This window comes from Cellulomonas sp. GbtcB1, assembly GCF_019091725.1.
Classification (GTDB): Bacteria; Actinomycetota; Actinomycetes; order Actinomycetales; family Cellulomonadaceae; genus Cellulomonas.
Genome location: NZ_JAGXJG010000080.1, coordinates 1 through 12,933, shown reverse-complemented (window position 1 = coordinate 12,933; position 12,933 = coordinate 1). Strand labels below are relative to the sequence as shown.

14 protein-coding genes and 1 tRNA gene are annotated in these 12,933 nt (G+C 75.9%); 3 read left to right on the top strand and 12 right to left on the bottom strand.

What is annotated here, in order from left to right:
* The 9 genes from KVT14_RS18975 to KVT14_RS18935 all read right to left on the bottom strand — a co-directional run.
* Positions 1-311, bottom strand: a 311-nt coding sequence (locus KVT14_RS18975; RefSeq protein ID WP_217617094.1) for a Rho termination factor N-terminal domain-containing protein, incomplete at its 3' end; no start/stop codon positions are given.
* 244 nt (positions 312-555) lie between these two features.
* Complete coding sequence (gene thrB, locus KVT14_RS18970) at positions 556-1,509, bottom strand: homoserine kinase (RefSeq protein ID WP_217617093.1); 954 nt, start codon at positions 1,507-1,509, stop codon at positions 556-558.
* A gap of 8 nt (positions 1,510-1,517) precedes the next feature.
* Entirely contained in the window at positions 1,518-2,609 is a 1,092-nt protein-coding gene (thrC, locus tag KVT14_RS18965) for a threonine synthase (RefSeq protein ID WP_217617092.1), read from the bottom strand.
* The gene (locus KVT14_RS18960; protein ID WP_308161169.1) at positions 2,609-3,931 is read right to left on the bottom strand and encodes a homoserine dehydrogenase; all 1,323 of its coding nucleotides are present in this window, start codon (positions 3,929-3,931) and stop codon (positions 2,609-2,611) included. Before KVT14_RS18960 ends, thrC begins: the two co-directional genes overlap by 1 nt.
* A 309-nt stretch (positions 3,932-4,240) precedes the next feature.
* Positions 4,241-4,582, bottom strand: a complete 342-nt coding sequence (locus KVT14_RS22700; RefSeq protein ID WP_217617090.1) for a HepT-like ribonuclease domain-containing protein — start codon at positions 4,580-4,582, stop codon at positions 4,241-4,243.
* Positions 4,579-5,208 (bottom strand): nucleotidyltransferase domain-containing protein, encoded by a 630-nt coding sequence (locus KVT14_RS18950; protein ID WP_217617089.1) that lies wholly within the window; start codon positions 5,206-5,208, stop codon positions 4,579-4,581. The genes KVT14_RS22700 and KVT14_RS18950 overlap by 4 nt, the downstream gene beginning before the upstream one ends.
* A gap of 90 nt (positions 5,209-5,298) precedes the next feature.
* Positions 5,299-6,690, bottom strand: coding sequence for a diaminopimelate decarboxylase (gene lysA, locus KVT14_RS18945; protein ID WP_217617088.1), 1,392 nt, complete (start codon positions 6,688-6,690; stop codon positions 5,299-5,301).
* Positions 6,687-8,366, bottom strand: coding sequence for an arginine--tRNA ligase (gene argS, locus KVT14_RS18940; protein ID WP_217617087.1), 1,680 nt, complete (start codon positions 8,364-8,366; stop codon positions 6,687-6,689). The genes lysA and argS overlap by 4 nt, the downstream gene beginning before the upstream one ends.
* A 39-nt stretch (positions 8,367-8,405) precedes the next feature.
* Positions 8,406-9,686 carry an MFS transporter gene (locus KVT14_RS18935; RefSeq protein ID WP_217617086.1) on the bottom strand — a complete coding sequence of 427 codons (1,281 nt, stop codon included), beginning with the start codon at positions 9,684-9,686 and terminating at the stop codon, positions 8,406-8,408.
* Between the two features lie 106 nt (positions 9,687-9,792).
* On the opposite strand from KVT14_RS18935, the gene KVT14_RS18930 reads away from it, so the two are divergent.
* Together KVT14_RS18930 and KVT14_RS18925 are read left to right on the top strand one after the other, a co-directional pair.
* Complete coding sequence (locus tag KVT14_RS18930; protein WP_147795938.1) at positions 9,793-10,446, top strand: FadR/GntR family transcriptional regulator; 654 nt, start codon at positions 9,793-9,795, stop codon at positions 10,444-10,446.
* Between the two features lie 60 nt (positions 10,447-10,506).
* A tRNA-Arg gene (locus KVT14_RS18925) sits at positions 10,507-10,582 on the top strand.
* A gap of 71 nt (positions 10,583-10,653) precedes the next feature.
* On the opposite strand, the gene KVT14_RS18920 is transcribed toward KVT14_RS18925, so the two are convergent.
* Positions 10,654-11,640 (bottom strand): Gfo/Idh/MocA family protein, encoded by a 987-nt coding sequence (locus KVT14_RS18920; RefSeq protein WP_254631320.1) that lies wholly within the window; start codon positions 11,638-11,640, stop codon positions 10,654-10,656.
* Positions 11,641-11,690: 50 nt separating this feature from the next.
* Positions 11,691-11,993 carry a hypothetical protein gene (locus KVT14_RS18915; RefSeq protein WP_217617084.1) on the bottom strand — a complete coding sequence of 101 codons (303 nt, stop codon included), beginning with the start codon at positions 11,991-11,993 and terminating at the stop codon, positions 11,691-11,693.
* Positions 11,994-12,146: 153 nt separating this feature from the next.
* Between KVT14_RS18915 and KVT14_RS18910 the strand changes: the two genes are divergently transcribed.
* On the top strand, positions 12,147-12,536 hold the full coding sequence (locus tag KVT14_RS18910) for a hypothetical protein (RefSeq protein WP_217617083.1): 390 nt from the start codon (positions 12,147-12,149) through the stop codon (positions 12,534-12,536).
* A gap of 19 nt (positions 12,537-12,555) precedes the next feature.
* On the opposite strand, the gene KVT14_RS18905 is transcribed toward KVT14_RS18910, so the two are convergent.
* Positions 12,556-12,933: ABC transporter ATP-binding protein (locus tag KVT14_RS18905; RefSeq protein WP_217617082.1), on the bottom strand; the 378-nt coding region annotated here is incomplete at its 5' end.

Here is a 12,933-nt window from a genome sequence, read left to right as displayed (position 1 = left end):
ACCGCCTGGATCGGCGGGCTGTGGTCGGGGGCGGCGGCCGGCGCGGTGGTCTCGGCGGCGGCCTCGGTGTCCGGCCGGCCGGCGTCGCGCGTCGCCGCGCGGCGGGTGCGCCCGGCGGGGCGCTCGCCGCCACCGGCGCGCTTGGCCTGGATGGCGTCGACCAGGTCGCTCTTGCGCATCCGGGAGGTCCCGGTCACGCCGAGCTCGGCCGCCAGGGCCTGGAGCTCCGGCATGCGCATGGCGGACACGGCGCCACCACGGGCGGAGCCGCCGGAGGCGCTGCTCGCGGCCGGCTCGATGGTGTCTGTCACGAAGGACCCTTCCCCCTCGTCGGGGACCGCCGCCCACGGTCGGGGCGCGCGGTCCGCGTCCGGCCCTGTCTCGGGGCCGGCGCGTCGGTGAAGCCGCACGGGTCGCGCCGATCGCGTCGACTCGCGTGGGCTGGATCGTTCCCGGGCTCGGATCTCCTGAGCGACGCTGCACCGGAAAAAGGCTGAGCGGATGTCAGGACGAGGCCCGGGGAACGGCGCCCAGCATAGCACCGGGGCGCGTCGATCAGGGCAGTCTCCGGGCCTCCGCGCCCGCGGTGTCGATCGCGAGCGGGACGATGCGCCAGCCGCCCATGACCCCGCCGAACACCTGCTGCAACGCGTCGTCCGCGTCGGTCGGCCGGGCGCCGTCGCCGCCCGGCTCGCCCGCCGCGCGCGCGAGCACGAGCACCGTGGGTCCGGCACCCGACACGACGGCCGCGACGCCCCGGGCGCGCAGCGCGTCGACGAGCGCGAGGCTCTCGGCCATCACCGGACGGCGGTAGCCCTGGTGCAGCCGGTCCTCGGTCGCCGGCAGCAGCAGGTCCGGGCGGCGGCCGAGCGCCTCGACCAGCAGCGCGGCGCGGCCCGCCTGGAACGCGGCGTCGCCGTGCGGCACCTGCGCGGGCAGCACGCCGCGGGCGTGCGAGGTCGACAGCCGGCTCGACGGCACCACCGCGACGGGCGCGACGTCCGGGTGCACGGCCAGCCGGGCCGCGCGCACCGCGTCGTCGCCCTCCGACCAGGCGACCGTCGCGCCGCCGAGCAGCGCGGGCGCGGCGTTGTCGGGGTGCCCCTCGAGCTCGGTCGCCAGCCGCAGCACGACGTCGTCGTCCAGCGACTCGGGCTCCGCGACCAGCGCGCGGGCGGCGAGCAGGCCCGCGACCACGGCGCCGGCCGACGACCCGAGGCCGCGGCCGTGCGGGATCCGGTTGCGGCAGGTCAGGTGCAGGCCGGTCTGCGGTGCGCCGACGTGGTCGAGCGCGTGCCGCAGCGCGCGGACGACGAGGTGGTCGTCGCCGGACGGCACCTCGTCGGCGCCCTCCCCCACCACGTCCACCAGCACGTCCGCCGAGCCGAGCGCGCGCACCTCGACCTCGTCGTGCAGCGCGAGCGCGAGGCCCAGCGCGTCGAACCCCGGTCCGAGGTTCGCGCTCGTCGCCGGGACGCGCACCCGCGCCCGGTCGGCACCCAGTCGCACGGCGCGCCTCAGCCGAGGCCGAGCGCGGCGGCGATCTCCACCACGTCGGGGCGCACCCGCGTGGTCTCGACCTCCGTGCCGTCCGCGGTGCGCAGCGCCCACTGCGGGTCCTTGAGGCCGTGGCCGGTGACCGTCACGACGATGCGCGCGCCGGCGGGCACGCGGCCCTGCTCGGCGAGACGCAGGATGCCCGCGACACCCGCGGCCGACGCGGGCTCGACGAACACGCCGACCTGCGAGGACAGCACCCGGTGCGCGTGCAGGATCTCGTCGTCCGTCACGGCCTCGATCAGCCCGCCGGACAGGTCGCGGGCCGCCTCGGCCTGCGTCCAGGAGGCGGGGTTGCCGATCCGGATCGCGGTCGCGATCGTCTCGGGCTCGGTGATCGGGTAGCCGTGCACGATCGGCGCGGCGCCGGCGGCCTGGAAGCCCCACATCGCCGGCGTGTGCGTGGCGACCGGGTCGAGGTCCGCCCCGGCGTCCAGGCCGGCGTACTCGCGGAAGCCCTTCCAGTACGCCGTGATGTTGCCGGCGTTGCCGACGGGCAGCGCGTGGATGTCCGGGGCGTCGCCGAGGGCGTCGATGATCTCGAACGCACCGGTCTTCTGGCCCTCGATGCGGTCCGGGTTCACCGAGTTCACCAGCTCGACGGGGTACGCCTCGGCGAGCTTGCGCGCGGCGATGAGGCAGTCGTCGAAGTTGCCGTCGACCTGCAGCAGCGTCGCGCCGTGCGCGACCGCCTGGCTGAGCTTGCCCATCGCGATCTTGCCGTCCGGCACGAGCACCGCGCACACCATGCCGGCGGCGGTGGCGTACGCGGCGGCCGACGCCGAGGTGTTGCCGGTCGACGCACACACGACGGCCTTGGCGCCGCGGCCCGCGGCGGCGGACATCGCGGTCGTCATCCCGCGGTCCTTGAACGAGCCGGTCGGGTTCATGCCCTCGACCTTGACGAACACCTCGGCGCCGGTGAGCCGCGACAGCGCGGGGGCCTCGACGAGCGGCGTGCCGCCCTCGCCGAGCGTGACGACGCGCTGCTGGACGTGCGCCGGCAGCCGGTCGGCGTACTCGCGGATCACGCCGCGCCACTGGTGTGCCATCAGGCTCCCTCGACTCGCAGGACGGACACGACCTCGCGCACGGAGGCGAGGTCGCGGATCGCGGCGACGGTGGCGGCCAGCGCGGCCTCCGGCGCCTCGTGCGTGGTGATGACCAGGCGGGCGACGCCGGGCGCGTCGTCGCCGTCGGCAGCGGGGTCCGCGGGGGCGACGTCGGCGGGCGACTGCCGGACGGCCTCGATCGACACCCCGTGCTCGGCGAGCACCGCGGACACGTGCGCGAGCACGCCCGGCCGGTCGTCGACGTCGAGCCGGACCTGGTAGCGCGTGCGCGCCGACTCCGCGGGCAGCACCGGCAGCGCGGCGTACCAGGACTCGGCGGGGCCGCGCCCGCCGTGCACCCGGTGCCGGGCGGCCGAGACGACGTCGCCGAGCACGGCGCTCGCCGTCGGGGCACCGCCCGCGCCGCGGCCGTAGAACATGAGCTCGCCGGCGGCCTCCGCCTCGACGAACACCGCGTTGAAGGCCCCGCGCACCCCGGCCAGCGGGTGCGTCAGCGGCACCAGCGCCGGGTGCACCCGGACCTGGACGCCCTCCGCGCCGTCCTCGGTCGCGCGGCGGTCCGCGATCGCCAGCAGCTTGATGACGTGCCCGGTGCGCGCGGCCCAGGCCACGTCGTCCGCCGTGACCTGCATGATCCCCTGGCGGTCGACGTCGTCGATCGACACCCGGGTGTGGAACGCGAGCGACGCGAGGATCGCGGCCTTCGCGGCGGCGTCGAAGCCCTCGACGTCGGCGGTCGGGTCGGCCTCGGCGTAGCCCAGCGCCTGCGCCTCGGCCACGGCGTCCGCCAGGTCGAGGCCCTCGGTCGCCATGCGGTCCAGCACGTAGTTGGTCGTGCCGTTGACGATGCCGAGCACGCGGTGCACCCGGTCGCCGGTGAGCGACTCGCGCACCGGGCGGACCAGCGGGATCGCGCCGGCGACCGCGGCCTCGAAGTACAGGTCCACGCCCGCGGCGTCGGCGGCCTGGTAGAGCGTCGGGCCGTCCTCGGCGAGCAGCGCCTTGTTCGCCGTGACGACCGCCGCGCCGTGCTCGATCGCGCGGAGCAGCAGCCCGCGGGCCGGCTCGATGCCGCCGACGACCTCGACCACGACGTCCGCCTTCGCGACCAGGCCCTCGGCGTCCGCGGTGAGCAGCGCGCGGTCGACGACCGGGTCGCGCGGGGCCTCGACGTCGCGCACGGCCACCCCGACGAGCTCCAGCGGCGCCCCGACCCGCGCGGCGAGGTCCGACGCCTGCGTCGTGAGCAGCCGGACGACCTCCGTGCCGACGACCCCGCAGCCGAGCAGCGCGACGCGCACCGCGGGGCGGCCGGTCGCGCCGGGCGCGGGCGAGGTGGGGCTGACGGACTCGTCGCGTGCGGTCACCGCGTGCACCTTCCGATCACGCCCGGTCTGCTCCGGGCCTGCTGGGGTGGGGTCCGGCGCAGCGGCGCCCGACCGGACCACAGGATAGGGGCGCGCCCTCGGCGGGCGGCCGGGTATCCACACCGTGGGCGTGGCGGTCCGGCGGGCACGTGCTGGGTACCGCAGGCCGAGGCTCTCCCCGAGGCGTCGCGCCCCGCCGGCGCTCAACCCGGCCCAACCCGGCCGCCGGCCCGTGCCTGACGGTCAGGTGGTGGCCTCCCGGAGGGACTCGGCGGCGTCCGCCAGTCCGCGCTCGAGCGGCTCGACCTCGCGCTCGATCGCCCGCAGCACCAGGTGCGGGTCGACCGTGCGGTAGCCGTGCACGATCCGGTTGCGCAAGGCTCGCGCGTCCCGCCACCCGCCGCCGCACGCGGCCTCGCGCATGTCGGGCGGCAGCTGGCCCACGCGGTCGATGGCGGTGGCGAGGCGGTGGCACGCGGCGTCGAGCGCCACGTCCGGGTGGTACGGCACGTGCGCCAGGTGTGCGCGCACGGCCGCGAGGTGCTCGAGGGCCTCCTCGATGAGGCGTTCCGGTGTCTGGCTCACAGCGCGATCGCCTCCACCGTCGCCGCGACCACCGGACGCAGCGACCTCGCCGGCACGACGTCCACCGGGCGACCCAGGAGCTCCGTCAGCTCGTCCTCCAGCCTCCCGAGGTCGACCAGGCTCATCTCATCGCCCGGGTCGACCAGCAGGTCGACGTCCGAGTCCGGGCCGTCCTCGCCGCGCGCGACCGACCCGAAGACCCGGACGTTGCCGGCCCCGTGCCGCCCCGCGGCCGCGACGATCGCGTCCCGCTGACTGCCGAGCACCCGGTTCAGCACGGTCTCGGGTGGCGGTCCGTCCGCGCGCTCCCCCGGCGACGCCGCGCCGTGCGGGTCCACCGGGGCCCCGTCGACCACCACCTCGCGCCTCACCGGCGCGACGTCCACCGCCGGCGGCACCGCGTCCCGGCGCCGCAGCAGCCGCGCCACCTCCGGCTGGCTCCGCCCGAGCGCCGCCGCGATCCGCCGCTGGCTCCACCCGCGGTCCGCCGCCTGCCGGACCGCGAGCACGAGCCCGCGCGCCGCCTCGGCCCGCAGCCGGTCGGCCCGGACCGCGGCCTCCCCGAGGTACGCGCCGAACGCCGCCTCGACCGCCGTCGCCGTCCCGTCCTGGTCACCGTCGACCATCCCCATCACCTCCGATAGCAGACGCTATCGACGGCGCGCAGCACTCAACCGGCGCCCTGCCACCTACGCAGCACGGCCCGGGCGGACGGCTCAGCCGAGGTCGAGCGCCAGCAGGTCGTCCTCGGTCTCGCGCCGCACCAGCACCCGCGTGGCGCCCTCGCGGACGGCGACCACCGGCGGCCGCGGCACGTGGTTGTAGTTCGACGCCATCGACCGCCCGTACGCCCCGGTCGCCGCGACCGCGAGCAGGTCGCCCGCCGCCACGTCGGCCGGCAGCTGCACCTCGTGCACGACGATGTCGCCGCTCTCGCAGTGCTTGCCGACCACGCGCGCCAGCACCGTCTCGGCGGCGCCTTCCCGCGACACGATCGCTGCGTGGTAGTGCGCGCCGTACAGCGCGGGGCGGATGTTGTCGCTCATCCCGCCGTCGACGGAGACGTACAGCCGGGACCGGCCCTCGTCGAGCGAGACGGGCTTCACGGTGCCCACGGTGTACAGCGTCAGCGTCGTGGGGCCGACGATCGCCCGCCCCGGCTCGAACGACAGCCGCGGCAGCGGCGTGCCGAGCGCCGCGCAGGTCGCGTCGACCGCCGCGGCGATCTCCTTCGCGATCCGGTCGACGTCGAGCGGCACCTCGCCGGGCAGGTAGGCGATGCCGAACCCGCCGCCGAGGTCGACCTCCGGCACCAGGTACCCGGTGCGCGCGGCCAGGTCGGCGCGCAGCCCGAGCACCGACTGCGCCGCGACCGCGAACCCCGCGGGGTCGAGGATCTGCGAGCCGATGTGCGAGTGGATGCCGAGCAGCCGCAGCTCGGGGTGCCGCAGCACGAGCTGCAGCGCCGTGAGCGCCGGGCTGTCGCCGCCACCGGCGGGCGTGGAGACCGAGAGGCCGAACTTCTGGTCCTCGTGCGCGGTCGAGATGTACTCGTGCCCGCCCGCGTGCACCCCCGTGGTGACCCGCACCATCACGGGCGCCGGCTCGGCGCCGGCGCCGCGTGCCCGGACGGCCGCGGCCACCCGCTCGACCTCGCCGAGCGAGTCGACGATGATCCGGCCCACCCCGGCGTCGAGCGCCCGGGCGATCTCCGCGTCCGACTTGTTGTTGCCGTGCAGCCCGAGGTCCGCGCCCGGCACGCCGGCCCGCAGCGCGACGGCGAGCTCGCCGCCGGTCGAGGTGTCGACCCGCAGGCCCTCCTCGTGCGCCCAGCGCGCGACGGCGACGGACAGGAACGCCTTGCCCGCGTAGTAGACGTCGACGCCGGCGCCGACCTCGGCGAACGCGGACTCGAACGCGGTCCGCAGGGCCCTGGCGCGCGCCCGGAAGTCGGCCTCGTCCAGCACGTACGCGGGCGTGCCCTGCTCCGCCGCGAGGTCGCGCAGGTCCACCCCCGCGACGCGCACGGCCCCGTCGGCGCCGCGGCCCGCGGAGGCGGGCCAGGGCAGGCCGAGCGGGGCCGGCGCGGCGGTCGGGCCGCCGGTCACATGCGCTCCGGGGCGCTCACGCCGAGCAGCGCCAGCCCGTTCGCGAGCACCTGGCGGGTGGCGTCGTTCAGCCACAGCCGGGTGCGGTGCACGTCGGACACCTCCTCGTCGCCGAACGGGAGGACCCGGCGCTGGTCGTACCACTTGTGGTACGCCCCGGCGAGCTCCTCCAGGTACCGGGCGACGCGGTGCGGCTCGCGCAGCTCGGCCGCCTGGGCGACGATCCGCGGCAGCTCGGCGATCTTGCCCAGCAGCACGGACTCGGTCGCGTGGTCGAGCAGCGACGCGTCGAACCCGTCCTCCCGGCGCACGCCGGCATCGGCGGCGTTGCGGCCGACCGAGCAGGTGCGGGCGTGCGCGTACTGCACGTAGTAGACCGGGTTCTCGTTCGTCGCCCGGGTGAGCAGGTCGAGGTCGAGGTCGATCGACGAGTCGGTCGACGACCGCGCCAGCGAGTACCGCGCGGCGTCCACGCCCACGGCGTCGACCAGGTCCTCCAGCGTGACGACCGTGCCGGCGCGCTTGCTCATCCGGACCGGCTGGCCGTCCTTGACCAGGTTGACCATCTGCCCGATGAGGATCTCGAGGTTCACGCCCGGCACGTCGCCGAACGCGGCGCACGCCGCCATCATCCGGCCGACGTAGCCGTGGTGGTCGGCGCCGAGCATCATGATCGCCCGGTCGAAGCCGCGCTCGCGCTTGTCGAGGTAGTACGCCAGGTCGCCCGCGATGTACGCGGCCTCGCCGTCGGACTTGACGATGACGCGGTCCTTGTCGTCGCCGAACTCGGTGGTGCGCAGCCAGGTCGCGCCGTCGGACTCGAAGACGTGGCCGAGCTCGCGCAGCCGCGCGACGGCCCGGTCGACGGCGCCGTTCTCGTGCAGCGAGTCCTCGTGGAAGTACACGTCGAAGTCGACGCCGAAGTCGTGCAGCGCCTGCTTGATCTCGCCGAACATGAGGTCGACGCCGCGCGCGCGGAACGCCTCCTGCGCCTCGGCGTCGGGCAGCGTGCGCGGGTCGGGGTCGCCGGCCGCGACCGCCTGGGCGATGACGGTCTCCGCGATGTCGGAGATGTACTGGCCGCCGTAGCCGTCCTCCGGCGCCTCCTCGCCCTTGGCGCGGGCCAGCAGCGAGCGGGCGAACCGGTCGATCTGCGCGCCGTGGTCGTTGAAGTAGTACTCCCGGGTCACGGCCGCGCCGGACGCCTCGAGCACGCGCGCGAGGCTGTCGCCGACCGCGGCCCAGCGGACGCCGCCGATGTGGATCGGGCCGGTGGGGTTCGCGGAGACGAACTCCAGGTTGATCTTCTCGCCGGCCAGCGACGCGTTGCGGCCGTACCCGCCCGCGGCCTCGACCACCGAGCGGGCGAGCTCGCCCGCCGCGGCGGCGTCGAGCGTGATGTTGAGGAAGCCGGGCCCGGCCACGTCGACCTTCGCGACGCCCGGGGCGTCCGCGAGCCGGCGCGCGAGCTCCTCGGCGAAGGCGCGCGGGTTGGTCCCGGCCTTCTTCGCCAGCTGCAGCGCGACGTTGGTCGCCCAGTCGCCGTGCTCGCGCTGGCGGGGTCGCTCCACGTGCACGGTGGCGGGCAGGTCGGCGGCGTCCAGGGCGAAGGTCCCGTCGGCGACGGCGCCCGCGAGGGCGGCGCGCAGGGACTCGGAGAGCTCAGCGGGGGTCACCGGACAAGCGTAGCGACGCGCCGGGGCTCCCCCGACCCGTCAGGCGGGCGGGGCCGCCGGCCGCCGCGGACCCCAGGTGTCCTCCAGCATCACCGGTCGGCACGCCACCGTCGCCGCGCCCAGCAGCACCACGAGCGTCCCGAGCAGGAACAGCAGCGCCGCGGTCCACGTGCCGGTCGCGTCGTACAGCGCCCCGACCAGCAGCGGGCCGGTGCCCGCGATCGCGTACCCGACGCCCTGCGTGAACCCGGACAGCGAGGCCGCGCCCGCCGACGTCCGGGTGCGCAGGTTGATCAGCGCCAGCAGCACCGGGAACGCACCCGGCCCGATCCCGCCGAGCAGCACCCACAGCCACACCGGCCCGCCCGGCGACACCAGCAGCCCGACGTACGACACCGCCCAGCAGGTCACGAAGACCACGACCAGCCCGATGGGGTTCCGCATCCGGGACGCCGCGATCGGCGCGATCAGCGCGGGCGGCAGGCCGAGGATCGCGAACACCGACAGCCACACCCCGGCCGCGTGCGCCGACGTCCCGCCGTCCACCAGGATCTGCGGCAGCCAGGCGAACATCACGTACGAGTCGAGCGAGTTCATCGCGAACGTGATCGCCATGCCCCACGCGAGCGGGCTCCGCCACACCCGGCCGCCGGACCGGTGCCGCGAGGTCAGCGCGGGCGTCGTCGCGGGCACCCGGCGCAGCAGGCCGGACAGGTGCGTCCGTGCCGCGGCCGACCGGACCACCACGACGACCCACGGCACCGCCGCGAGCACGCCGACGACCGCCCACACCGACAGCGCCGTCCGCCAGCCCAGCCGCTCGGCCACGGGCAGCGCCAGCAGCGCGGGCAGCGCCGTGCTGAACGACATCGTCACCGAGTAGATCGAGGTGACCACGCCGATCCGGTCCGGGAAGTACCGCTTCACCACCGGGGGCAGCAGCACGTTGCCCATGCCCATGCCGGCCAGCGCGATCACCGACCAGCCGAGGAACCCCGCCGCCGAGGTCGAGGTGGACCGCACGACCTCGCCCGTCACCGACAGCAGCATCGCCGCGACCAGCAGCGGCTCCAGCCCGACGCGGCGCGCGAGCACCGGGGTGAGCGAGCCGAACGCCGCGAACGAGGCCACCGGGATCGTGCCGAGCAGGCCCGCCTCGGTCGGCGACAGCGCCACGTCGGCGCGCACCAGGTCGAGGATCGGCGAGACCGACGCGACGGCGATCCGCAGGTTCAGCGCGACCAGCACCACCCCGAGCAGCACGACGCGGCGACCGCGCCAGGGCGCGACGGGACCGGCGGGCGGGGTGGTGGACGACATGCGGCCTCGGTTCTGCACGGGAGACTGCGCGCGTCGGCGGGCGCTGGCGGACGGGTGCCCCGGTCGTGTTGAATCGCGGCACAACTGACCAGGGAGACTACTCCGCATGACGCGACGCACCGGACTCATCGACGCGACGGTGGCGCAGCTCCGGGCGCGCATCACCTCGGGCGACTGGCCGGTCGGCACCCGCATCCCGCCGGAGCCCGCGCTGGTCGAGCTGCTCGGCGTCGGCCGCAACACCGTCCGCGAGGCGGTCCAGTCGCTGGTGCACGCCGGGCTCGTCGAGCGGCGGCAGGGCTCGGGCACCTACGTGCTGTCCACCTCCGAGCTGGCCGTCAGCATGGGCCGGCAGATCGCCGACGCCCGGCAGCGGGACGTGATCGAGGTCCGCCGCAGCCTGGAGGTCGAGGCCGCCCGGCTCGCCGCCCGCCGCCGCACCACCGCCGACGTGGCCGCCATCACCCGCCTGCGCGACCAGCGCGCCGAGGCGTACCGGTCGGGCGCGCTCGACCGGATGGTCGCGGCCGACCTCGCGCTGCACCGCGCGATCGCCCGCGCCGCCCGGAACCCGGTGCTGCTGTCGCTGTACGAGAACCTCATCGACGCGATCACGGACAACATCCGGTTCAACTTCGCGCAGATCCTGCAGGACGGCGACAACCACGACGGGCTCGTCGAGGCCATCGCGGCGGGCGACGACGTGCGCGCCGTCGACGAGACCAGCGTCTACCTGTCCGGGCTGCTCGGGGAGGACTGAGAGCCTGGTAGTCTCGTGCACCGCGCCGCTGGTTCGCCGGTCGGCGTGCGGCGGTAGCCCGCCCTCGTAGCTCAGTGGATAGAGCGTCTGCCTCCGGAGCAGAAGGTCGTAGGTTCGAATCCTATCGAGGGCACCAGCACGCAGGCCCGGCCCCGTCGAGGGACCGGGCCTTCGTCGTCCCCGGCGCCGGGCGTCCGGCGCGGCGCGTCAGCCGTCCGCCGGGAACCGGATCCCCGCCGCCAGCCGCGCCGCGGTCTGCACCCGGCTGACCGCCACGCTCCGGTCCAGCCACGCCGACGCGGCGGCTCGGTCGTCCTCCTCGACGGCCCGGACGAACGCCCGGAACTCCGTCGCGAGCCGGTCCCCCGCCAGCCCGTCGTCGACCGTCTCCACCGTCCCGTCGACCAGCTCCAGCGTCACCGCCCCGACCAGGTTCGGCGACGTCGACGTCGTGATCCGGCCCGCGGTGCCCTGGATCAGCCCGCCCTGCGGCCCGGCCGAGTCCTTCGCCTGGGTGCAGGTCGCGACGAACCCCGGGTAGCGCAGCACCAGCACGCCGCTGGTGTCGATCCCGCGCTCGACATTCGCGGTGTACGTGGCGTGCTCGGGCTCGCCGAACAGGCCGAGCACGAAGTGCAGGTTGTAGAGCCCGAGGTCCATCAGCGCGCCGCCCGACTGCTCCGGGTCGAACGCCGGGGGCACCTCCCCGGCCCGGAACGCGTCGTACCGCCGCGAGTACTGGCTGTACTGGCTCTGCACCAGCTTCACGTCGCCGATCCGCGGGAGCCACGCCCGGACCCGCGCGAACGCGGCCAGGTGGATCGTCGTGACCGCCTCGAACAGGAACCGCCCGCGCTCCTCGGCGAGCCGGCGCAGGTCCAGCGCCTCGTCGACGGTGCTGGTCATCGGCTTCTCGACGACGACGTGCAGCCCGCGCTCCAGGCCCTCGCGGGCGTAGGCCACGTGCGCGGCGTTCGGCACGGCGACGTAGAGGGTGTCGATCCCGGCGGCGCAGAGCTCGTCCAGGCTGTCCGTCACGAGCGGCACGCCCGTGCGGGCGGCGAGCTCCCGCGCCCGGTCGAGCGACCGCGGGCGGGCGAGCACGCCCACCACCTCCAGGCCCGGGGCGCGCGGCGCCCCGCGCTCCAGGAACTCCGCCACCATGGCACCCGCACCGACGACCCCGAGACGCATCACCCGGAGATCATCCCCCGGGCGGGACGGCGGTCCGCACTGCCCTCCGCTCAGCGCGGGGCGCGCGGGAGCGAGCGGGTCGCCGGCTCGCTGAACTCCAGGGTGATCCGCAGGTGCCGCAGCTCGCGCTGTTCGAGCACGCGGCCCGCGCCCTCGTAGTGGATCGACTCGCCGTCGATCAGCTCCAGGCGCGCCATCGGGGCGTCGACCAGCAGCGTCTCCGTCGTCGCGTCCTCGACTCTCAGGCTCCCCCCGGTGCCCTCGATGCGGACCGTGTGGCCGCGCAGGTCGACCGCGCGCAGGAGGGCGCGGGTCGCGCCGTCGCGCAGCAGGATCCGGGTCGGTCGCAGCACAGGGGGTCCTTCCGGGGGCGGGGTCGGGTGCGCGGCGCTGCGCGGGGGAAGCGCATGCCACCCAGATCGTACGATCGGCCGCCACCAGGGCACTTGTGAGGACTTTGGCCCCGGCTTGACCCGGCGCGACGGCCCGGGCGATACCGTCGGCACGTGCCCCGCCGCCGCGAGTCGTCGATCCCTGGCCTCGTGGAGCACCGGGAGCCGCTCGCGCCGGGCGAGGCGCACGTCGACCCCGCCGACCCGCGCGGCCTGGCCCGTCGTGCGGGCGACGGCTCGGACTGGTTCTCCTGGCGCGCGGAGCTGTTCTCGTGGGTGGCCGCGGTCCTCGCGGTCGTCGAGGTCGTGGTCGCCGTCCGCGCGGCGTCCTGGCGCCCGCTCGGCGCGGCCGCTCTCCTCCTGCTGGCGGCGGCGGTCGCGTGGCGGACGCGCACGCGGTACGACCGCTCCCCGCGCGGGAGGCGCGACCTGCTGCGGATGAGCGGCGGGCTGTTCGGCGCGCTGCTCGTCTTCTTCGCCGGTCTCCCGTTCCTCGCGCCCTGACCGGGCGCGCCCGCGCCCCTCAGCCCGCGAGCGCCGCGTCCGCGTGGTGCCGCCCGACCGGCAGCATCAGCGGCCGCCCGGACAGCGGGTCGGTGATGACCCGGCTCTCCAGCCCGAACACCGCCTGCACGGTCTCCGGCGTCAGGACGTCCGACGGGTCGCCCGCCGCGAGCACCCGGCCGCCCGCCATCGCCACCAGGTGGTCCGCGTACCGGGCGGCCAGGTTCAGGTCGTGCAGCACCATGACGATCGTCGTGCCACGGTCCCGGTTCAGGTCGGTCAGCAGGTCGAGCACCTCGACCTGGTGGCTCACGTCGAGGAACGTCGTCGGCTCGTCGAGCAGCAGCAGGTCCGTCTCCTGGGCGAGGACCATCGCGATCCACACCCGCTGCCGCTG